The sequence below is a fragment of the Mesorhizobium sp. WSM4822 genome (assembly GCF_055811155.1).
This window is the reverse complement of the sequence record NZ_JBVVQM010000001.1, coordinates 520,963-540,942: the sequence shown is the minus strand read 5'-3', so window position 1 is coordinate 540,942 and position 19,980 is coordinate 520,963. Positions and strand designations below refer to the sequence as shown.

Sequence of the window (19,980 nt, the reverse complement as noted above, 5' to 3'; positions counted from 1 at the left end):
CGCGATTGGGAAGTGATGCATCGTCTCGGACGATGCCACCAGCGCTCATCCTTGGCCACGGCGTCACTTGCCAATCGCGTCGGTCGACCGTCCGCAATTCGGATAGCTCCCATGCAACTCCGTCAAGACCTGCGCGACACCATTTTTGGAAGGACTCAATCGCTGGCTGAGATGCCTGACGCGCCGGGTTTTTCCCTCCTACCCGAAGTCACTCCTGAAACGCTTCCTCGCGCTTCGAGCGTATGCTGGGCAACAGCACCAGGACCAACAGTATCGCGGCCAGAACGATCAGCATGAGGCTGCCGGGCCGGGTGAGGAACACGGTCGGGTCGCCACGGGAAAGCACCATTGCCCGCCGCAGGTTCTCCTCCAGCATCGGTCCCAGCACGAAGCCGAGCAGCAGCGGCGCTGGTTCGAAGTCGAGCTTGATCAGGATGTAGCCGACGAGGCCGAACAGGGCCATTGTGTAGATGCTGAACGAGTCGTTGTAGACGCTGTAAGCGCCGATGCAGCAAATCGCAACGATCGCCGGAGCGAGGTAGTGGTACGGCACCATCAGCATCCGCACCCATATGCCAATCAGAGGCAGGTTAAGCAGGACCAGCATCAGATTGCCGACCCACATCGAGGCGATCAGACCCCAGAACAGGGCCGGCTGCTCAGTGGCGACATTCGGGCCAGGTGTAATGCCCTGGATAACCAACGCGCCGATCATCATCGCCATTACCGGGTTGGAGGGGATGCCGAGCGTCAGCATCGGGATGAATGAGGTCTGCGCGCCGGCATTGTTGGCGCTTTCTGGCGCCGCGACCCCTTGAATAGCGCCCTTGCCGAACTGCGACCGGTTTTTCGAGACACGGCTCTCGACCGCATAGGCCGCGAACGATGCCAGGACTGCGCCACCGCCGGGCAAGATCCCAAGCACGGTGCCGATGCCAGTCCCTCGCAAGACCGGGGCTATGACGCTCTTGAGCTCCGCAGCCGTCAACATGAGTTTGCTCACCTTGCGAACAATTACGTTGCGCTTCTGCTCATGCTCGATGTTGAAGATGATCTCGTTGATACCGAATACGCCCATGCTGAGCGCGACGAAATCGAGCCCGTCGGCCAAGCTCGGTATGCCGAACGTGTATCGCAGCGTGCCGCTCTCGACATCGGTCCCGACCAGGCCAAGCAGCAGGCCCAGCACGATCATCGCGAACGCCTTGAGCAGCGAACCTGACGCAAGCGTAACTGATGCAACGAGGCCGAGCACCATCAGGGAGAAATACTCTGCCGGGCCGAACTTCAGCGCAAAGCCGGCCAGCACCGGAGCGAACAGCGCCAGGATGAGCGTTGCGACCGTTCCGGCGAAGAACGAACCCAGTGCCGCCACCGCCAACGCCTGACCCGCCCTGCCCTGCTTGGCCATCTCGTAGCCGTCAATCGCGGTCACGATCGAGCCGGCTTCGCCCGGCAGGTTGATCAGGATGGCGGTGGTGGAGCTTCCGTATTGCGCACCGTAGTAGATGCCGGCCAGCATTATCATCGCCGTGTCGGGCGACAGGCTGAAGGTCAGCGGCAGAAGCATGGCAATTGTTGCCACCGGCCCGAGACCCGGCAAGACCCCGACAGCTGTGCCTAGCAGGCAGCCGACGAAGCAGTACAGCAGGTTCCACGGGTTCAGTGCCGTCTGGAAACCAAGCTCAAGATTGGAAAAGAAGTCCATGAAAAATGTTCTTCAGCTGGTGATTTTCACGGGCTGGGGGAAGCCGAAGGCCACCAGTAACCGAAAGATAGCCATTGCCCGATGATCGGGATGGGCAATCCGAGCGCATAGACGAAAAGGAAGGCGCAGACGAGAGACAGCACGAGGGCTAGCGTGATGGAGGGGATCCACTTCGTGTAGCTGCTGGCCATGGTCGTCGCCAGAATGCAGAGCGCCAGCGAGATGAACAGGCCGAGCCCTTTGAGGGTTAGGGCGAAGACCATGATCGAGCCCAGGACGAGGACAAGCGCACGCCAAGGGATCGTCAGCGCCTCGCCTGCCCCGCTTTTTGAACGCAATGCGTTAACGATGATGGCAAGCCCCAGAACGACCATCAGCAGGCTCAGAACGATCGGAAAGTAGCCCGGCCCCATTCGCGAAGCGCTGCCGACCGTCAACCCGCGACCGAAGTAAAGGAACGCTGCACCGGTGGCGAGCACCAGCGTCCCACTGATCACGTCTCTCGGCTTTTCAAGTTGAGATGGCATCGTGAGGACCCGGTGCATAAATCATAGGCCGAAGCAGCGGGAGCCATGGCAGGTCAGAACCTGCCTGGGTCGGGGTGGTTGATGCCGCTTGGCGATATGGGGCTAATGGCGGATTTCGCATCGAAAACTCCAATCCGCAAGCAACGTTCATGCCAGACTTAGGGCGGCCCAAAACGAATGAGCCGCCCGCGACGAACCGTCAATCGGTAATCCGGATGTTCTGCTTTTCGGCGATGGTCTTGAACGTGTCGAGTTGCTTGACCACGAAATCCTTGAACTCAGCGCCGGCAAGCGGCGAAGTATACAGGCCAGAGTCAGCCAGACGCTTTGCCACTTCCGGCTTGACCAAGGCGTCGGCGACGGCCTTGCTCAGCTTGTCGGTGACTTCCTTAGGCATGTTCGCGGGACCCATGAGGGCGAACCAGCCCGTGACGGTGGCGTCGCCGAGGCCGGCTTCGGCCAAAGTCGGCACATCCGGCACTACCGGTACGCGCTCGGGAGAGGTCACGGCCAGCAGCTTGATGGTGCCAGTGTTGAGATGGGCGGAGATGTCCTTCACCGTGCCGAACATGCCGTCGATCTGGCCTCCGACGAGGTCGGTCACAGCACCGGCAGCACCTTTGTAGGCGACGTGGGTGATGTCGATGCCTGCCGCCAGGGCCATACGCACACCCTCAATGTGCAGCGAACCGCCAACACCCGAAGAGCCGTAGTTGAACTTGCCGGGATTGGCCTTCGCGTATTCGACGAAATCTTTCATGGCGTTGAGCGGCAGCTTCGTGCTGACAGCGAACACCAGTGGAAACTCGACGACCCGGGAAATGAAGGTCAGGTCGTCCGGGATCTTGTAGGCCACGTCCGGCTTGACGGCCGGCAGTATCGCAATCGCGTCGTTGTTGCCAAACAGAAGCGTATAGCCATCTGGATCCGCGCGCTTGACGGCATCAACGGCGATCGCCGAAGAGGCGCCGGGGCGGTTATTGACGATCACCGGCTGTCCGAGGCTGGTCGACAGTGACTCGGCGAGGACGCGGGCGGCGAAGTCGGTTGCGCCACCGGGGAGGTAGCCGACGATTACTTCGATCGGCTTGTTCGGATAGTCATCAGCCGCCTTGGCGCAGTTGGCGCCAGCGAGCGACAGCAGTACCAGCGACAGCGCTGTCAGCATGGCATGGGCTGATTTTTTGTAGGATCCAATCATTCTTCTCTCCCTTTTTATTGCTTCTTCGAGGCTTCCATCCCGCAGCGAGACTTTGCTAGCGTCACGTCCCAAAGGAACCGTAGACAGCGCACCCGAGGTCCTGCCGCCAACTAAAAGCCCATCACCGTTCCTCTTGGCCTCCCGCGGCACTTCGCGACGGCATGGCCGACGGCGCAGTACGGCGACCTTATAAAAAGAAACGGCGCAAAAAGGTGAGTCGTAGATTCTTATGCCGGCATCGCACACTGCGAGGATAAGGCTTCTGCTCGGAGCCAGGTGCCGCGGTATGCTTTACCGATAGACGGCGGAGCGGAGAGAATATGGCAAAGCATGGTAGAGCGAGCCAGGCCCGGTTGCGCAGCCGCAAGCATTACGAATGAGGGTGAGCGAGGAACCGTTCCGCTTCGATGGCGGCCATGCAGCCGAGGCCGGCAGCGGTTACCGCCTGCCGATAGACATCGTCGCTTACATCGCCTGCCGCAAAGACGCCCGGAACGTTGGTGCGCGTCGATCCAGGCTCAACCCAGATGTAGCCACCGGGCTTCTGTCGGAGCTGGTCGCCAAAGACCCGGACGGACGGGCTGTGGCCGATCGCGACGAACAGCCCGTCGGCAGGCAGGTTCTGCACAGCACCCGTTCTGGCATGCCTGAGGCGAATGCCTTCGACGGAGAGCGCCGGTTCTTCGTTGCCCAGAACTTCATCCACTACATGCTCCCAGACGACCTCGATTTTCGTGTCGTTGAACAGTCGTTGCTGCAGGATTTTCTCCGCTCGCAAACTGGCACCACGGTGCACGAGCGTGACCTTAGACGCATATTTGCTGAGGAATAGCGCTTCCTCGGCCGCGGTGTTGCCCCCGCCAACCACCACGACGTGCTTGCGGATGAAGAATATGCCGTCGCATGTAGCGCAAGCGGAGACACCGAAGCCGCGGAAACGCTCTTCCGAAGGCAGGCCAAGCCACCTGGCCTGGGCGCCGGTCGCGATGATGAGCGCCTCGGTCTCGTAGCGCTTGCCGGACGACGTGATTACCCTGAACGGCCGCTCGCTGAGATCGGCGGTTTCGACATGGTCAGTGACGATAGTCGCCCCGCAGTGTTCCGCCTGTTTCTGCATCTGCTCCATGAGCCATGGGCCCTGGACGATGTCGGGGAATCCCGGATAGTTCTCGACATCCGTGGTTACCGTCAGCTGTCCACCAGGTTGCGGCCCACAGATCAGCACGGGATTGCACAGCGCGCGTGCCGCATAGATGGCGGCGGTGTAGCCCGCCGGCCCCGACCCGATAATGATGACCCGTGTGCTCATTCGTTCGCCCAGGATTGCTGGTGGGTTTGCCCGGCTCGACGGTATTGCCCGCCCGCCTCGGTTATCCGCTGCCTCGCGCCCGCTCCGAAAAGCAGCGGTCCGACGTAGCCATCAGCTGGCATGGCGGGAGAGGCCGTCGTTGGCAACCGCGGCGGCGCTATTCCCAGAGGGCGACCGGCATCGGCAGACCGTCATAGAGTTTCGCGTCGACAGTCTTGGAGAGAGGAATATCAAAGCCTTCGAGTACCGCCTGCAACTGGCGCGTATGCTGCGCCGAGTGCCAGGTCTGGCGCTCAAGTACCTCCCAGCCCGAACGCACGCCATAATAAGTCCGGACGGTCCATAGGCAGGCGCGGTCCTGCAAGCCATCCCACCAGCCCGTCAGGGTCGCGATCGATGCGTCGGCAAAAGCAAGGATGTCGGCATTGTTCTTCATGTCATCAGGCGCGGGAAGATTGACGTAGTGCGCCCAATCCTCGAATTCTCCCGCGACGTTGCGGACGAACACGTCAGGTATCTGGAAGATGTGATAGGCAAGGCCAAGGACCGTTCGCTCCAGGCGGTTCGGAATGGGATGGTGGCCGAGCTTGTCCATCGGAATCTCCACGATCAGTGATCTCGCTACCGCGAGAAATTCCTGCCAGCGCCGATGGAGCTCTTCAGGCGGCAGTCGCTCGACGCCGTCTCGCTTCCTGCCGACGAACTCGGCGACCTGGTCGAGCGACTGGGCAAAGGTGAACTTCTCGCCGCGCGATACTACAGGCAAAGACTTCGCGCCGAGCTTGGCGAGGTCGGCTGCGCCTTGCTCGTTCTCGAGCAGGTTCACGGATTCGAACGGCACGCCGAGACTGGTCAGGAACTCCTTCGTCTTGACGCAGGCCGAGCATCCAGGCACCCAGAAAACCCTGATCGGATCGGTGTACATGTATAAATCTCCTGCTCTTGAACCGAGAATCTTGAAATCCTTCGACTTGCGTGCGGCGCGGCGGACCACGCGATCCCAGTCGGGATCAGCCGGCAAACTGTAGCGTCCCCGGATTGTCTAAGGCGTCGTGGGCAGCAACTGAAGACGCCATTCGGGAAGGGGGGCATCGTGATCGGCGATGTGCCGGGCCGCGGCATCGTCGGGCACGATGCTTTCCTTCCCGTTTGCGACTTTCGATCATGGAAGCCTGCTTTTAAGAGAGGCCGAGACTGGCGCCACGTCCGCGTCGGCGCTCTCGTCTGCACCATGAAGGGGCAAAGAGAGCATTCATGCCGAGCAGCCGGTCAAACGCTATCAGAGCGGGGCATGCTCCATTTGGCCCGGGGGTGTGCCGGCGAAGATGAGCTGGGCTCCTACCACCCGCCGTTCCCGTAGGTTCTCACCACCAGACGGATGCGGGCGCCAACATTGAGGGATTGTGAATGCGACTTGCGGGTAAGACTGCGCTGATTACCGGCGGAACGAGCGGCATCGGGCTTGCTGCGGCGCGGACATTCGTCCGCGAAGGCGCGCGTGTGGCGCTCTGCGCACGCGACGGCAAGAAAGCCCAGGCGCTGGCAGCCGAGCTGGGTCCGGGCAGTGTCGGCGTCCATATGGACGTCTCCGACCTGGACTCCATCGCGGCTGGTGCGGTGCTTGCCTCGGAAGCGCTCGGAGGCATCGACATCGTCTTCGCCAATGCCGGCATCACCGTGTTCAAGCCGTTCGCCGACTGGACCGGCGAGGATTTCGATAAGCTTTTTGCTGTCAACACCAAGGGCCAGTTCTTCACGGTCCAAAAGGCAGCACCCTTCATGCGCGATTGCGGCGTGGTGATCCTGACGGGGTCGATCGCCGCCAAGACCGGTCAGCCCAATATGGCACTGTACGCGGCTTCGAAGGCTCCGGCCTTGGCCCTAGCCAAGGCGATTTCGGCAGACCTCTTGTCGCGCCGCATCCGTGTCTTCTGCCTGTCGCCAGGACCAACCAAGACCGCCGTGTTCACCAGCGAAGGACCGTTCGCCAACGGCGCCGAAAAGGCGCTGGCGACCGTTCAGGCACGCGTGCCGATCGGCCGCGCCGCCGATCCATCCGAGCAGGCGGAAGTGGCGCTTTTCCTCGCCTCCGACGCCTCGTCCTTCATGCTGGGCACCGAGATCGTCGTTGACGGGGGCAAGAGCCAGCTTTGAGATGACCGCTCGGCGGGCCTGTCCCTTGAAAGAGATGCGGCATCGTTAGGAGCCAGCTAACTGCACTGGCTTCCAAGCCCCAGGGGCCCCCCGTGTTGCTTGAAGAGAAGTAGTTTGGACGGTCTGTTCGGATCGACGCCCGTTGCAGGGAGTCGGGTTGGATGCGCCCGTGGACGAGCGTCGGGAGGGGAAGCTGTCCACCCGACACGCCTTGGCCAGAATCGATGGTGAGCCGATCAACTCGGTGCGACAATCGCCAGTCATCGCGCGTTGCGATGACACCCTTCCCAACAAAGACTCCTTGGGGCGGACGTCACTACGTTAGAAAATGGCCCCGAACGTATCGGCGGGCGCCATGCTACTCACCGGCTGCGGCTGAGCATCACCGCCTTTGGTTGCTTGCTTCGTTTGATCTGCTTCCTATGGGAGAAAAATATGATGAGCTTAGGCCGGCCTCGCGCGGCTCTCACCATGCTGGACAAGATCTGGTCGCAGCACAGCATCCTCGACCGCGCGGACGGTGAGACGCTGCTCTATGTCGACCGGCATCTCATCCACGACGGTTATCAGCCAGCATTCGAGTTCCTGCGGGCGCGCGGCTTGCGCCCGAGAGCTCCTCATCAAATTTTCGGCACGCCCGACCACTACGTGCCGACTGACGTGCGTCAGGTTGCGCGCATTCCCAGCGCCGAGCGCCGCGGCATGGTCGAGTCGCTGATGGAGAACGCCAAGGAGCTCGGCTTCACCGTGTTTGAACTTGCCGACAGCCGGCAGGGCATCGTGCATGTCATCGGCCCCGAGCAGGGCATCAGCCAGCCGGGCATGACCATCGTTTGCGCCGACAGTCATACCTCGACGCACGGCGCGCTGGGCGCTCTGGCGTTCGGCGTCGGCATGACGCAGGCAACGCAGGTGTTGGCCACCCAAACGCTATGGCAGCGCAAACCGAAATCCATGCGGATTTCCGTCGAGGGCGAACTGGGCTTCGGCGTAAGCGCCAAGGACGTCATTCTCGCCATTATCCGTAAGATCGGCGCCGCTGGCGCGGTCGGCTATGTCATCGAATATGCCGGCTCCGCCATCCGTGATCTGACCATGGAAGGCCGCTTGACTGTCTGCAATATGTCGATCGAGGCCGGCGCGCGCGCCGGCATGATCGCGCCAGACCAGGTGACGTTCGACTATGTGAGGGGCCGGCCCTATTCGCCCTCGGGAGAAGCCTGGGACAAGGCGGTCGAGCGCTGGTCGCAGCTCGGCTCGGATCCCGACGCCGTGTTCGACAGGGAAGTCACACTCGACGCGGCCGAGATCGCGCCGATGGTAACCTGGGGCACGAGCCTTGAGGACGTCGCTCCAATCGACGCGCTAGTGCCAGACCCGGATCGCGCCAACACCGCCGAGCGCCGCGAAGCCATGTCGAAGGCGCTTACATATATGGGACTCGAACCCGGCACGTTGCTGGCTGAAATCCCGGTCGACCGGGTATTCATCGGCTCGTGCACCAATGGCCGGATCGAGGACTTGAGATCCGCCGCGGCGGTCGTCAAAGGCCGGACGGTCCATCCGAGAGTCGAAGCTTGGATCGTGCCTGGGTCTGGCCTGGTCAAGGCTCAGGCGGAGGCTGAGGGGCTGGACAGCATCTTCCTCCACGCCGGTTTCGAGTGGCGCGAGGCGGGCTGTTCGCTTTGCCTGGGAACCAATGGCGAGACCGTGGCTTCCGGCAAGCGCTGCGCCTCGACCTCAAATCGTAATTTCGTCGGCCGACAGGGCCGCGGCGCACGTACCCACTTGATGAGCCCGACCATGGCGGCCGCAGCCGCTATCACCGGCCACCTCACCGACGTTCGCCAGTTTCAGCGAGGAGAATGACCATGGAACCGTTCAAGTCGGTCACGGCGACAGCCGTTCCCTTTCCTGGCGTCAATGTCGATACCGACCAGATCCTGCCGGCGCGCTTCCTTTCGAAACCCCGCGCCGAGGGCTTTGCCCAATATCTCTTCCACGATCTGCGCTTCGACGACGGCGGCAAGGAGCGGGAAAATTTTGTACTCAACACGCCACCCTATCGCCACGGCGAGATCTTGGTTGGCGAAGATAATTTCGGTTGCGGCTCGTCGCGCGAAAATGCCGTCTGGGCGGTTGCGGACTATGGTTTCCGGGTTGTCGTCGCGCCAAGCTTTGGCGACATCTTCTTCTCCAACAGCTTGAAGAACGGTCTGCTGCCAGTGGTACTGAAACGCGACGCAATCAGCAGCATCATGATCCAGCTCAAGGAACAACAGGGGGCGACCATTGAGGTCGATCTCGCCGCACAGACTCTGACCGCCCCGAACGGAGCGGTCCATTCCTTCGAGATAGATGAGTTCTCCAAGCACTGCTTGCTAAACGGCATCGACGAACTCGACTACACGCTGTCACAGAAGGACCAAATCGATGCCTTCGAGAAGCGCCACGCGGCCGAGCAGGGCTGGACCGTTCCGGACTGATAAGCGCGAATGCCTTCATCGCCCAAATGGCAGGTTTGGCGTAGCAAGGAACTTGTTGTCTATCGGCCGCGACCTTCCGGCTTTTGCGGCCGCCACGACTGCCGACTACGTCTTTAGAACGAGAAGTCATGTCGAGGAGTGACCCCTAAAATGAAGTTGTTGCATTATGGCCCGTTGGGCCAGGAAAAGCCCGGAATGCTCGATAAGGACGGCCGCATCCGCGACCTATCTGGCAAGGTGGCCAACTTTGCCGGTAGTACGTTGCTTCCGGAAAGTCTTGACGCACTACGCGCCATCGACCCGATGACCTTGCCCTTGATCGAAGGCAACCCGCGCCTCGGTGCCTGCGTTGCCGGCACCGGCAAGTTCATCTGCATCGGCCTGAATTATTCCGACCACGCCGCAGAGACGGGCGCGACGGTGCCGCCGGAGCCGATCATCTTCATGAAGGCCACGTCGGCCATTGTCGGCCCCAACGATCCGGTCGAAATCCCGCGTGGATCACTCAAGACCGACTGGGAAGTCGAGCTCGGCGTCGTCATCGGCAAGACCGCAAAATACGTGTCGGAGGCCGAGGCGATGGACTATGTCGCGGGCTATTGCGTCATCAATGACGTTTCCGAGCGCGCCTTCCAGGCTGAACGTCAGGGCCAGTGGACCAAGGGCAAGTCCTGCGATACGTTCGGACCGACCGGCCCGTGGCTGGTGACGGCCGACGAGATCGACGACCCGCAGAACCTCAAGATGCATCTCGAGGTCAACGGGCGCAAATTCCAGGACGGCTCGACCAAAACGATGATTTACGGCGTCCGCTATCTGGTGTCCTACCTGTCGCAGTTCATGAGCCTGCTGCCGGGAGACATCATCTCCACCGGCACCCCTCCTGGCGTCGGCCTAGGCCAGAAACCGAACATCTTCCTCAAGGCAGGCGACGTCGTTACGCTCGGCATCGAGGGCCTCGGCATGCAGCGTCAGGAGTTCTACCAAGGCTGACAGGGGCACACGCCCTGCACAGCGGCAACGGTTCGGGAAACTCGGCTACGACAACGTCGCGGTGCGCGCGGGCGACGCACCATGGGCTGGCCGGACGCCGCGCCCTTCGACGCCATCCTGGTGGCGGCTGCCGCGCCCGCCCCGCCGCCCGCCCTGCGCGAACAGCTCGACATCGGTGGCCGGCTCTTGATCCCGTCGGCGAAGACCCTACAGCCAGCGTCTCGTCAGGACCGCACGAAGGGCAGCCGCGACCTACAGGGAGGAGGATTTCGGCGGCGGCCGGTTCCTCCCGCTCATCGGCGAACAAGGCGGGCCCGAAGAGGACTGACGCGCGGCGCCAACCGTTCCCAATCCGGCCGCGCTTGACGCTGCCGGATTGTCGCTTAAGGACTAGCGGTTCCACCCAACAAAGGCAGAACGGCATGTTCCATCCCGATTTCACGACGCTCAGAATCTTCCTTGCCGTCTACAATCTGGGCAACATCAGCAAGGCGGCGGCGCGCGAGAACATCGCGTCGTCGGCGATCAGCAAGCGCCTCCACTCGCTTGAATCGGAACTCGGGGCGCCGCTGTTCTATCGGCATTCGCGCGGCGTCGAGGCGACGCCCGCCGGCGAGATGCTCGCCAAGCACGCGGCGACCCTGTTCAGCCAGATCAACCGGATGACCTCGGAGATGAGCACCTTCGCCTCCGGCGTCGCCGGCCAGGTGCGCATTCACGCGCACACCTCGGCCATCGTTCAATACATGCCGAGCCAGATCGCCAGCTTCACCAAGGCCTATCCCTCGGTGAAGATCATCCTGGTCGAGGATTCGAGCCTCGGCGTCCTGCAGGCGACGATCGAGGGCCTGACGGACATCGGTATCCTGGCGGGCAACATGGCCTTCCCGGATGCGCTGGATGTCTTCGACTACAGGCACGACAAGCTGGTGGTTCTGGTTCCGGCCGGGCACCCGCTCAGCACGTCGGGCGGGGTGCGCTTTGCCGACACGCTCGGCTTCGACCATGTCGGGCTCGCCGTCACCAGTTCGCTCGGCACCCTGCTCGCGGGTGCGGCCGACGCGCTCAGCATGACGCTGAAGACGTGCATCGAGGTGAAGACCTTCGAATCGGCCGTGCGTATGGTCGAGGCCGGGCTCGGCATCACTATCCTGCCGGACGGCGTGCTGGCCGACAAAGTTGGCAACGACCGGGTCTGCGCCATTCCGCTGCTCGACGAATGGTCGACGCGTCCGCACGTCATCTGCGTCCGCAACGACCGACAGCTGACGACCGCGGCGCTGTTCATGCTCGATCACCTGCGGTCCGTCCCATAGCGGTGATCGCCAGCCGCCGCCGATCGTCGCTGTTTGATAAGGGGGGCCTGCCGAACCGATACTGTCGCGTCGGCGGCAGCCATCATAACGTCGCGCCGTGTTCACCAGCATCGGGTCCAGGATCGCAAACCGGTCTTCGGCAAGCGCGATGCATCCATTCAAAGCGTGGGCGTCCATCCCCGTCGGGGAGATACGGCGCTCCGGGAGAATTTCATGAGAGAGAACTCTTTTCGGCTCGCGATCATGCCGGGCGACGGCATCGGCGTCGAGGTTATGGAGGCGGCGACGGCGGTGCTGGAGGCGATCGAGAAGCGTCACGACATCGGCTTCAAGATGGAGCGCGTCAATGGCGGCGCCCGCCAGTATCAGGAGACCGGCGTCGCCATGACCGAAGAGGGATTCGAGGCGGCCGAACGGGCCGACGCCATCCTGTTCGGCGCCATGGGTTCGCCGGACATCCGCCATCCCGACGGCACCGAGCCAGCCCCCCAGCTCGACATGCGCTTTCGCATGAAGCTCTACGCGGGCCTGCGCCCGATCCGGGCCATTCCCGGCGTGCCGCTGGCTCTGGCTTCGCCGCGCGCTTCCGAGATCGATTTCGCGCTGGTGCGAGAATCGACCGAGGGGCTGTTTGCCTCGCGCGGCAAGGGCATCGTGACCGACGACAAGGTCGCCACCGACACGATGCGGATCACGCGCGACGTCACCGAGCGGGTGTCGCACTTCTCCTTCAAGCTCGCCGAGCGACGCGCCCGGCGGCGCAAGCGCAAGGGCACGGTGACGCTCATCGACAAGTCAAACGTGTTCCGGTCGTTCGCCTTCATGCGCAAGATCTTCTTCGAGGTCGCCTCGCAGCATCCCGACGTCACGGCGGCCCAGCATTCGATCGACGCCACCGCGCTCGACCTCATCCGCCGGCCGTGGGATTTCGACGTGATGGTCACCGAGAACATGTTCGGCGACATCCTGTCGGACCTGGGGGCCGGGCTCGTCGGCGGAATGGGCTTCGCGCCGTCGGCCGATATCGGCGACGACCACGCTTTGTTCCAGCCCTGCCATGGCACCGCGCCCGACATTGCCGGCCAGGGCATCGCCAATCCGGTCGCGATGATCCTGTCGACCGCCATGATGCTCGACTGGCTCGGCGCCCGCCATAGCAGCGAGGCCTGCCTGGAAGCAGCCGACGAGATCGAGACCGCCGTTGACGCGGCGTTTGGCGCCGGCTCGGTTCGTCCCTATGACATTGGCGGCAGCGACGGCACGGGCGCGATCGCCCGGGCGATCATCGAGCGGCTGGCACCGCGCGCCAGGGTCTGAAACGCCAGCTTCAGGGTGGAATTCATGGCACTATCTCTTCCCGAAGCGCTCGACCTCAGCGGCCAGCGCATTGTCGTCACCGGCGCGGCGAGCGGGATCGGCCGGGCGACGGCAAGCGCTCTCGCCAGCCTCGGCGCCGACCTGCTGCTCGCCGATGTCTCGAGCCTCGACGCGACCTGTGCCGATCTCATCGCCCACAACGTCGTTCCCGAAACGGTCCAGGGCGACCTCCTGACGCCCGGCGCCATAGCCCGGCTCTTCGCCTCCGGGCCGGTCCGCGCGGTCGTCCATTGCGCGGGCATCGTTCCGACGCAGATTCCCTGGGACCAGGACCCAAACTGGGAAGCCCGCTTCGCCCGGACCATGGCGGTCAACGTCCGGCTGCCGATCGAACTCGGTCACGCCGGCATCGCCCACATGGCCGGGAACGGCGGCGGCCGGTTGATCCTCATCGGCTCGCTGGCCGGCTGGCACGGCGGCACGCTGACGACGACGCCGCCCGATTACGTCACCTCCAAGGGCGGGTTGCACGCGCTGGTCCGCCTGCTTGCCCGCAAGGCTGCGCCGGGCGGCGTTCTGGTCAACGGCGTCGCCCCCGGACCGGTCGTGACGCCGTTCAGCGCCAACATCGACTTTCCGCGCGAAAACTTTCCGCTCGGACGCATGGCCACCGCCGAGGAGATCGCCTGGCCGATCGCCTTCCTATGCACGAAGGGGGCGAGCAATTTCTGCGGCGAGATCGTCAACGTCAATGGCGGCGTCTTCTTCGCCTGATGACGGGCCGTTGACAACATGAGCGACAGCTTCGATCTCGACCGCGCGGCAGAGGGACTGGCGAGCGCATGGCGCGCCGGTGCGCAGCCGGCCGGATTGCGCGCCGACGTACGGCCGCGCAGCCTCGCCGAAGGCTACGATGTCCAGGACCGGCTGATCGCGCTCCTCGGCCATGCGGTCGTCGGCTGGAAGATCGGCCTCGCCGGGCGCAACTTCTATCGCGGCGCCGGTCTCTCCCGCCCGATCTTCGGGCGCATCCTGGCGCCGCGCCGCCACGTCAGTGGCGAAGACGTCATCGTGCCCCGCGATGCCAGCGTCACTATCGAACTGGAGATCGCGCTCGTGCTGGCGTGTGACGCCGGACCCGTCGTCACCCCAGACCTGATCGAATCCGCGCATATCGGCTTCGAAATCGTCTCCTCGCGCCTTCCCGACCGCCAGCGCATCGGCGTACCGGCCACGATCGCCGACAATTGCGTGTCGCATGCGGTGGTCCTGGGCCAAACAGTCGATCTTGACGCGATCGGCGACATCGCCGCACATGCCGGCGTCACGGTCGACGGCCATTTGCGCGCCCGCGGCCTGCGCGGCGACGATCTGCCCGATACGCTCGCGGTGCTCGGCCACCTGATCGCGCATCTGCGCGAACGGGGACAGGTCCGGAGGTGTAGCGGCGTGGTCTTCACCGGTACGCTGACGCAACCGTTCGACGTCGCGGCGCCGTGCGAACTCGCCGTCACCGGCACGGGATCGGCATTGCGTTGCCGGCTTGTGCCCGCTCCGTGAGGCCGCCGGCTTCACGGTCCACGGACAAAAAATGAGACAGGGAATACCGATGCGTTCGTCCAGACTGCCCACCCGATACGGCCGTATTTTCCCGCCGGACGAAGCCTGGCTGGCGACGGCAGAGCCGGAGGTCATTCTCGACCCCGAATTGGAGATCATCGACACCCATCATCATCTCTGGGACCTTCGCACCACCAGCGGCCACCGCTACATGCTCGACGAGTTCCTCGCCGATGCCAACAGTGGCCACACGGTCGTCGCCACCGTTCACATGAACGCTTACGAATGGGATCGCGCCTTCGGCCCGAAGGAGATGCAGCCCGTCGGTGAGACCGAGGTCGCCGCCGGCATCGCCGCCATGTGCGACAATGGCATCTACGGGCCGATCCGTGTTGCGGCCGGCATCGTCGGCTTCGCCGACCTGATGCTCGGCGACGGCGTCGCGCCGGTCCTGGAGGCGCATGTACGGGCCGGCGGCGGTCGTTTCCGAGGCATCCGCCACTCAGGCGGGTGGGACGCCGACCCGATCATCGGCAACAGCTTTCCGGGCATCGCGCCCGGGCTTTACGGGCAGCCGCATTTCCGCGCCGGATTTGCCCGGCTCGTCGCCATGGGCCTATCCTTCGACGCCTGGCTCTACCATCCCCAGCTCGCCGACGTCACCGACCTCGCGCGCGCCTTTCCGGAGGCCAGCATCGTCATGGGCCATTGCGGCTGCCCGCTCGGCTACGGCCCCTATGCCGGCCGCAAGGACGAGGTCTTCGCCGCCTGGAAGGCGTCGATGGCCGAACTCGCCACCTGCCCGAACGTCTCGATCAAGCTCGGCGGCATGATGATGCGGCTTGCCGCCTACGACTACAACACCCGGCCCGCGCCGCCGACCTCGGCCGAACTCGCCTCCATGTGGGGTCCCTACATCGAGACCTGCATCGAACTCTTCGGAGCCGACCGCGCCATGTTCGAGAGCAACTTCCCGGTCGACCGGATGGGCATCGGCTATGCCGCCCTTTGGAACGCCTTCAAGCGCATCGTTTCCGGCGCATCCGACGGCGTGAAACGCGGGCTGTTTGCCGGCACCGCGAGGCGCGTCTACCGGCTGGATTGAACCGCCGCGCGGGCGGCGCCAGCCAACACATTTGGCGAGGTGGGGGGAACCGAACCGATAATATCTCTGCATCGCGCCGCCGGCTTAAGCTTCCCCGATAGGGAGGCGCGCGCGGTCGGCGGATCGGAGCGTGGCGGGCAGGCATTTCTGGAGCAGCCGGAAGTTAGGGAGGTCATGCAGTATCAGCTCCTATTCGCGCCCGTGTTCGCGAACATGGACCATCTTCTAACGGGCGCGTGGATCACCATCCAGCTCTCGTTCGTTGCCATGATTCTCGGCCTGATCGTCGGCGTCGTGCTGGCCTTTGCCAAGACCGGCGGGCCGCCCCCGCTGCGCTGGCTGATCGACGCCTATATCGAGCTCGTCCGTAACACACCCTTCCTGGCGCAGATCTACTTCATTTATTTCGCGCTGCCGGAATTCGGCATCCGCATGACGCCGAACACCGCCGCCATCGTGGCGCTGGTGGTCAATGTCGGCGCCTTCGCCACCGAAATCATCCGGGCCGGCATCGAATCCATCGCCAAGGGCCAGGTCGAGGCCGGCGTCGCGCTCGGGCTCAACCGCCTGCAGATCTTCCGCTACATCATCCTGAAGCAGGCGGTGCGTACCATCTACCCGGCGCTGACCAGCCAGTTCGTCTACCTGATGCTGTCGACCAGCGTCGTCTCGGTGATCTCGGCGACGGACCTGGCCGCCGCCGGCAACGACATCCAGCAGCGAACCTTCACCGCCTTCGAGGTCTATCTTGTCATCACCGGCATGTACCTCGTCATGTCGCTCGGCTTCTCCGGCCTGTTCCGCCTGATCCAGCGCCTCGCCTTTAACTATCCCTTAAGCCGGTAGGAGCGAGGTCATGATCCGCCCCTTCGGCATACAGGAATTCTGGTTCATCATTCTGGCTGTCCAGTGGACCATCGCGCTTTCGGCCGCCGCCTTTGCCGGCGGCGCCGTCGGCGGACTCGTGGTGGCGCTGGCGCGGGTGTCGAAATACCGGCTGCTCTGCCTGCCGGCGCTCGGCTTCATTCGCCTGTTCCAGGGCACGCCGCTCTTGATGCAGCTCTTCCTCACCTATTTCGGCCTGCAGATCATCGGCTTCGGCGTCAGCCCCTGGGTGGCGGCCGCACTGGCGCTTACCGTGCACGCCGCCGCCTTTCTCGGCGAGATCTGGCGCGGCTGCATCCAGGCGGTGCCGGAAGGCCAGAGCGAGGCGAGCTGGGCGCTTGGCCTGTCCTATTTCGATCGGATGAAATCGGTGATCCTGCCGCAGGCCGCGCGCATCGCCTTGGCGCCGACCGTCGGCTTCCTCGTCCAGCTGATCAAGGGCACGTCGCTCGCCTCGATCATCGGCTTCGTCGAGCTGATGCGCGCCGCGCAGATCATGAACAACGCGACCTACTCGCCGCTCAAGGTCTACGGGCTGGTGACCATCATCTACTTCTGCCTGTGCTGGCCGCTTTCGGTCTACGCCCGGCGCATGGAAGGGCATTACGCCGCTCTGGCGACACGCTGACGTCTCGAATTGTCCGGACCCTCGATGTCGGGGATCCATTTTTTGAAAGGGAGGATACACCTGATGACACTCTGGAAAAATGCTCTGACGTTCGTCGCGAGCGTCGCGGTCGCGGCGGCCGTCACCGTGATGCCGGCTTCAGCCCTGACCTTGAAGGAAATCAAGGACAAAGGCACGATCACCGTCGGCTCGCTGGTCGATTACCCACCCTTCGGCCTGCTCGATTCCAACGGCCAGGCCGTCGGCTACGATCCCGATCTCGCCAAGGAGTTCGCCGACAGCATCGGCGTCAAGCTGACCATCCTGCCGGTGACCTCGGCCAACCGCATCCAGTACCTGCTGTCGGGCCAGGCCGACGTGCTGTTTGCCACGCTCGGCATCACCGAGGAACGCCTCAAGGTTGTCAACTTCTCGGTGCCCTATGCCGGTCTCGAGCAGTTCGTCTATGGCGACAAGGATATCGCCATCACCGACAAGGCGGGCCTCGCGGGCCAGACGATCGGCGTCACCCGCGGCACCACGCAGGACACCGCCGTGACGGCAATCGCCGCGGCCGACACCAACGTCCAGCGCTACGACGACGACGCCTCCTCCGCGCAGGCACTGATCTCCGGCCAGGTGCCGCTGCTCGGCGTTGCCGACATCGCGATCGGCCAGATCGAAAAGACGGCGCCGGACCGCTTCACCAAGAAGTTCCTGCTGCGCCAGCAGGCGCAGGGTATCGTCGTGCGCAAGGACTCGCCCGAGCTGCTTGCCGCCGTCAACGACTTCCTGAACGGGAAGAAGAAGGACGGAAGCCTGGGCAAGCTGCACGAGCAATGGATGAAGGCGCCGTTGCCGGACTTCATCGAAAACGCCGAGAAGTAGGTTCAGGCACGGCCGGCCGCAGGGAGATGTCCACGTGAGTTCAGAACAGGCGAACGCAACCGTCTCGCTCGCGGTGAGCATGGAAAACGTCGAGAAATACTACGGCGCTTTCCATGCGCTGAAGGCCGTCAACCTGACGGTCCGCACAGGCGAGCGAATCGTCCTTTGCGGCCCGTCCGGCTCGGGCAAGTCGACGCTCATCCGCTGCATCAACCAGCTCGAGCAGGTCCGCAGCGGCAGGATCGTCGTCGACGGCATCGAACTCACCGCGGGGCCGAAGAACGTCGAGGCGGTGCGCCGCAACGTCGGCATGGTGTTCCAGCAGTTCAACCTGTTCCCGCACATGACGGTGCTCGAAAACTGCACGCTAGCGCCCATGAAGGTTTCCGGCATCGCCAAGGCGAAGGCGGAGGAGACCGCGCGCAAATACCTCGCCCGCGTGCGCATTCCCGAACAGGCCCACAAATATCCCGCCCAGCTTTCGGGCGGCCAGCAGCAGCGCGTGGCGATCGCGCGCGCGCTCTGCATGAATCCCAGGATCATGCTGTTCGACGAGCCGACCTCCTCGCTCGACCCGGAGATGGTCAAGGAAGTCCTCGACACCATGATCGAACTGGCCAACGAAGGCATGACCATGCTCTGCGTCACCCACGAGATGGGGTTCGCCCGCCAGGTCGCCGACCGCGTCATCTTCATGGACCAGGGCGAGATCGTCGAGATGGGCGAGCCGGGCACCTTCTTCGACAATCCGAGGGAAGCCCGCAGCAAGGCGTTCCTCAGCCAGATCAGCCATTGAACATGGCGTGCGCCCTGTACTGAAGCGGCGACGGCAGATGCTGCCGGATACGAGGATTTGAACATCATGCGCGCCGTGGTTCTGCATGCCGAGAGAAGACCTGCGCGTCGAGGAAAGGGCCAGGCCCGAACCTGGCCCCTAACAGGTGCTGGTGCGGATCGCCAATGGCGGCATCTGCGGCTCCGACCTGCATTGTTACAACCATGGCGGCTTCGGGCCGGTCCGAGTGCGCGAGCCGATGATCCTCGATCACGAGATTTCCGGGCATGTCGCGGCGCTCGGCGCCGGTGTCGTGGGCGTGCAGTTGGGCGCGATGGTCGCCGTCAGTCCGTCGTCGCCCTGCGGCCCTTGCGGCTTCTGCCGCAGCGGCCAGCCGATCCACTGTTCCGACATGTGCTTCCTCGGCAGCGCGATGCGCACGCCGCTCGTGCAGGGCGGGTTTGCCGACTACATCGTCTGCGACGCCGCCAACGCCGTCGCCATGGCTGCCGGCGTCGACGCCGCGATCGGCCTCCTCCTCCTGCTTTCGGCGCGACTGGCGCGCGCGAAGTGGTGGTCACCGACATCCTCGACAAGCCGCTCGCCCTCGCCCCTTCGCTCGGCGCCGACCATACGGTCAACGTCGGGCGGTCGGGCCGGATGCGCTGGCCGGCTATGAGTCCAACAAGGGCTATTCGACGTCGTCTTCGAGGTCGCCGGCCAGTCGCGACCATCGCCCGGGCACTGCGCGCGACACAGCCGCGCAGCACCATCGTGCTCGTCGGCCAGGGCGCCGTCCCCGAACTGCCGATCTCGACCATCGTCGGCAAGGAACTGGTGCTGCGCGGCAGCTTCCGCTTCGCAGGCGCGTTTTCTCGCCGCCAAGCTCATTGGTTCGGGCCGGATCGACGTGGCGCCGCTGCTCAGCGCGACCATGCCGGTCACTGATGCCAATGACGCCTTCCTGCTGGCAGGCGACAAGAGCCGGGCGATCAAGGTACAGATCGCCTTCGCCTGAACGCAGTCGTGGGGGGGGGGGGGGGGGCGCCGCGCCCCGCCCCCCCGCCCGCCCCCCCCCCCCCGGGGGGGGGGGCCCCCCCCCCCCCCCACACCAGGGGGGGGGGCGGGGCGACACGAGGGGAGGGGTTT

21 protein-coding genes are annotated in these 19,980 nt (G+C 63.9%); 16 read left to right on the top strand and 5 right to left on the bottom strand.

Translation table 11 applies throughout. The annotated features are described in order from the left end of the window. Window positions 1-208: 208 nt before the first annotated feature. The 5 genes from AC0L3E_RS02700 to AC0L3E_RS02680 all read right to left on the bottom strand — a co-directional run bounded on the left by AC0L3E_RS02700 (window position 209) and on the right by AC0L3E_RS02680 (window position 5,739). Window positions 209-1,708, bottom strand: coding sequence for a tripartite tricarboxylate transporter permease (locus AC0L3E_RS02700; protein WP_127326386.1), 1,500 nt, complete (start codon window positions 1,706-1,708; stop codon window positions 209-211). Window positions 1,709-1,734: 26 nt separating this feature from the next. Then, window positions 1,735-2,253, bottom strand: a complete 519-nt coding sequence (locus tag AC0L3E_RS02695) for a tripartite tricarboxylate transporter TctB family protein (RefSeq protein ID WP_081714390.1) — start codon at window positions 2,251-2,253, stop codon at window positions 1,735-1,737. A gap of 181 nt (window positions 2,254-2,434) precedes the next feature. Continuing rightward, on the bottom strand, window positions 2,435-3,403 hold the full coding sequence (locus tag AC0L3E_RS02690) for a Bug family tripartite tricarboxylate transporter substrate binding protein (protein ID WP_164752848.1): 969 nt from the start codon (window positions 3,401-3,403) through the stop codon (window positions 2,435-2,437). Window positions 3,404-3,806: 403 nt separating this feature from the next. Next, entirely contained in the window at window positions 3,807-4,745 is a 939-nt protein-coding gene (gene trxB / locus AC0L3E_RS02685; protein WP_128307958.1) for a thioredoxin-disulfide reductase, read from the bottom strand. A gap of 157 nt (window positions 4,746-4,902) precedes the next feature. Beyond that, window positions 4,903-5,739 (bottom strand): glutaredoxin domain-containing protein, encoded by an 837-nt coding sequence (locus tag AC0L3E_RS02680; RefSeq protein ID WP_473604169.1) that lies wholly within the window; start codon window positions 5,737-5,739, stop codon window positions 4,903-4,905. Window positions 5,740-6,152: 413 nt separating this feature from the next. Between AC0L3E_RS02680 and AC0L3E_RS02675 the strand changes: the two genes are divergently transcribed. The 16 genes from AC0L3E_RS02675 to AC0L3E_RS02600 all read left to right on the top strand — a co-directional run bounded on the left by AC0L3E_RS02675 (window position 6,153) and on the right by AC0L3E_RS02600 (window position 19,779). Further along, complete coding sequence (locus AC0L3E_RS02675; protein WP_024504883.1) at window positions 6,153-6,899, top strand: SDR family oxidoreductase; 747 nt, start codon at window positions 6,153-6,155, stop codon at window positions 6,897-6,899. 438 nt (window positions 6,900-7,337) lie between these two features. After that, the gene (gene leuC, locus AC0L3E_RS02670; RefSeq protein ID WP_024504882.1) at window positions 7,338-8,768 is read left to right on the top strand and encodes a 3-isopropylmalate dehydratase large subunit; all 1,431 of its coding nucleotides are present in this window, start codon (window positions 7,338-7,340) and stop codon (window positions 8,766-8,768) included. Between the two features lie 2 nt (window positions 8,769-8,770). Further along, window positions 8,771-9,385: a 3-isopropylmalate dehydratase small subunit gene (gene leuD / locus AC0L3E_RS02665; RefSeq protein WP_024504881.1), complete on the top strand. Its 615-nt coding sequence runs from the start codon at window positions 8,771-8,773 to the stop codon at window positions 9,383-9,385. Between the two features lie 150 nt (window positions 9,386-9,535). Further along, complete coding sequence (locus tag AC0L3E_RS02660) at window positions 9,536-10,378, top strand: fumarylacetoacetate hydrolase family protein (protein WP_024504880.1); 843 nt, start codon at window positions 9,536-9,538, stop codon at window positions 10,376-10,378. An 81-nt stretch (window positions 10,379-10,459) separates the two neighbouring features. After that, on the top strand, window positions 10,460-10,744 hold the full coding sequence (locus AC0L3E_RS02655) for a protein-L-isoaspartate O-methyltransferase family protein (protein ID WP_196815412.1): 285 nt from the start codon (window positions 10,460-10,462) through the stop codon (window positions 10,742-10,744). Between the two features lie 56 nt (window positions 10,745-10,800). Then, complete coding sequence (locus tag AC0L3E_RS02650; RefSeq protein WP_024504879.1) at window positions 10,801-11,694, top strand: LysR family transcriptional regulator; 894 nt, start codon at window positions 10,801-10,803, stop codon at window positions 11,692-11,694. A 213-nt stretch (window positions 11,695-11,907) separates the two neighbouring features. Continuing rightward, window positions 11,908-13,011: an isocitrate/isopropylmalate dehydrogenase family protein gene (locus tag AC0L3E_RS02645; RefSeq protein WP_024504878.1), complete on the top strand. Its 1,104-nt coding sequence runs from the start codon at window positions 11,908-11,910 to the stop codon at window positions 13,009-13,011. Between the two features lie 24 nt (window positions 13,012-13,035). Continuing rightward, window positions 13,036-13,785 carry an SDR family NAD(P)-dependent oxidoreductase gene (locus AC0L3E_RS02640; RefSeq protein ID WP_032899540.1) on the top strand — a complete coding sequence of 250 codons (750 nt, stop codon included), beginning with the start codon at window positions 13,036-13,038 and terminating at the stop codon, window positions 13,783-13,785. 18 nt (window positions 13,786-13,803) lie between these two features. Continuing rightward, on the top strand, window positions 13,804-14,571 hold the full coding sequence (locus AC0L3E_RS02635) for a 2-keto-4-pentenoate hydratase (RefSeq protein ID WP_024504876.1): 768 nt from the start codon (window positions 13,804-13,806) through the stop codon (window positions 14,569-14,571). Between the two features lie 49 nt (window positions 14,572-14,620). Continuing rightward, complete coding sequence (locus AC0L3E_RS02630; protein ID WP_024504875.1) at window positions 14,621-15,676, top strand: amidohydrolase family protein; 1,056 nt, start codon at window positions 14,621-14,623, stop codon at window positions 15,674-15,676. Between the two features lie 174 nt (window positions 15,677-15,850). Continuing rightward, a complete protein-coding gene (locus AC0L3E_RS02625; RefSeq protein ID WP_024504874.1) occupies window positions 15,851-16,522 on the top strand; it encodes an amino acid ABC transporter permease in 672 nt (223 codons plus the stop codon). Between the two features lie 10 nt (window positions 16,523-16,532). Next, window positions 16,533-17,189, top strand: a complete 657-nt coding sequence (locus tag AC0L3E_RS02620; RefSeq protein WP_024504873.1) for an amino acid ABC transporter permease — start codon at window positions 16,533-16,535, stop codon at window positions 17,187-17,189. A gap of 63 nt (window positions 17,190-17,252) precedes the next feature. Continuing rightward, a complete protein-coding gene (locus AC0L3E_RS02615) occupies window positions 17,253-18,056 on the top strand; it encodes a transporter substrate-binding domain-containing protein (RefSeq protein ID WP_127268071.1) in 804 nt (267 codons plus the stop codon). A gap of 79 nt (window positions 18,057-18,135) precedes the next feature. Next, the gene (locus AC0L3E_RS02610; RefSeq protein WP_032899517.1) at window positions 18,136-18,852 is read left to right on the top strand and encodes an amino acid ABC transporter ATP-binding protein; all 717 of its coding nucleotides are present in this window, start codon (window positions 18,136-18,138) and stop codon (window positions 18,850-18,852) included. A gap of 145 nt (window positions 18,853-18,997) precedes the next feature. Then, window positions 18,998-19,510, top strand: coding sequence for an alcohol dehydrogenase catalytic domain-containing protein (locus AC0L3E_RS02605; protein ID WP_245466209.1), 513 nt, complete (start codon window positions 18,998-19,000; stop codon window positions 19,508-19,510). Between the two features lie 95 nt (window positions 19,511-19,605). Beyond that, window positions 19,606-19,779 carry a hypothetical protein gene (locus AC0L3E_RS02600; RefSeq protein ID WP_292459478.1) on the top strand — a complete coding sequence of 58 codons (174 nt, stop codon included), beginning with the start codon at window positions 19,606-19,608 and terminating at the stop codon, window positions 19,777-19,779. Window positions 19,780-19,980: the final 201 nt, after the last annotated feature.

Bases quoted from the DNA above. Each gene is read 5' to 3' on its own strand.
- AC0L3E_RS02640 (WP_032899540.1), top strand. From the start codon at position 13,036: ATGGCACTATCTCTTCCCGAAGCGCTCGACCTCAGCGGCCAGCGCATT.
- AC0L3E_RS02700 (WP_127326386.1), bottom strand. From the start codon at position 1,708: ATGGACTTCTTTTCCAATCTTGAGCTTGGTTTCCAGACGGCACTGAAC.
- AC0L3E_RS02645 (WP_024504878.1), top strand. From the start codon at position 11,908: ATGAGAGAGAACTCTTTTCGGCTCGCGATCATGCCGGGCGACGGCATC.
- AC0L3E_RS02610 (WP_032899517.1), top strand. From the start codon at position 18,136: ATGGAAAACGTCGAGAAATACTACGGCGCTTTCCATGCGCTGAAGGCC.
- AC0L3E_RS02675 (WP_024504883.1), top strand. From the start codon at position 6,153: ATGCGACTTGCGGGTAAGACTGCGCTGATTACCGGCGGAACGAGCGGC.
- AC0L3E_RS02655 (WP_196815412.1), top strand. From the start codon at position 10,460: ATGGGCTGGCCGGACGCCGCGCCCTTCGACGCCATCCTGGTGGCGGCT.
- AC0L3E_RS02635 (WP_024504876.1), top strand. From the start codon at position 13,804: ATGAGCGACAGCTTCGATCTCGACCGCGCGGCAGAGGGACTGGCGAGC.
- AC0L3E_RS02615 (WP_127268071.1), top strand. From the start codon at position 17,253: ATGACACTCTGGAAAAATGCTCTGACGTTCGTCGCGAGCGTCGCGGTC.
- AC0L3E_RS02695 (WP_081714390.1), bottom strand. From the start codon at position 2,253: ATGCACCGGGTCCTCACGATGCCATCTCAACTTGAAAAGCCGAGAGAC.
- leuC (WP_024504882.1), top strand. From the start codon at position 7,338: ATGAGCTTAGGCCGGCCTCGCGCGGCTCTCACCATGCTGGACAAGATC.
- AC0L3E_RS02625 (WP_024504874.1), top strand. From the start codon at position 15,851: ATGCAGTATCAGCTCCTATTCGCGCCCGTGTTCGCGAACATGGACCAT.
- leuD (WP_024504881.1), top strand. From the start codon at position 8,771: ATGGAACCGTTCAAGTCGGTCACGGCGACAGCCGTTCCCTTTCCTGGC.
- AC0L3E_RS02650 (WP_024504879.1), top strand. From the start codon at position 10,801: ATGTTCCATCCCGATTTCACGACGCTCAGAATCTTCCTTGCCGTCTAC.
- AC0L3E_RS02690 (WP_164752848.1), bottom strand. From the start codon at position 3,403: ATGCTGACAGCGCTGTCGCTGGTACTGCTGTCGCTCGCTGGCGCCAAC.
- AC0L3E_RS02620 (WP_024504873.1), top strand. From the start codon at position 16,533: ATGATCCGCCCCTTCGGCATACAGGAATTCTGGTTCATCATTCTGGCT.
- trxB (WP_128307958.1), bottom strand. From the start codon at position 4,745: ATGAGCACACGGGTCATCATTATCGGGTCGGGGCCGGCGGGCTACACC.
- AC0L3E_RS02660 (WP_024504880.1), top strand. From the start codon at position 9,536: ATGAAGTTGTTGCATTATGGCCCGTTGGGCCAGGAAAAGCCCGGAATG.
- AC0L3E_RS02630 (WP_024504875.1), top strand. From the start codon at position 14,621: ATGCGTTCGTCCAGACTGCCCACCCGATACGGCCGTATTTTCCCGCCG.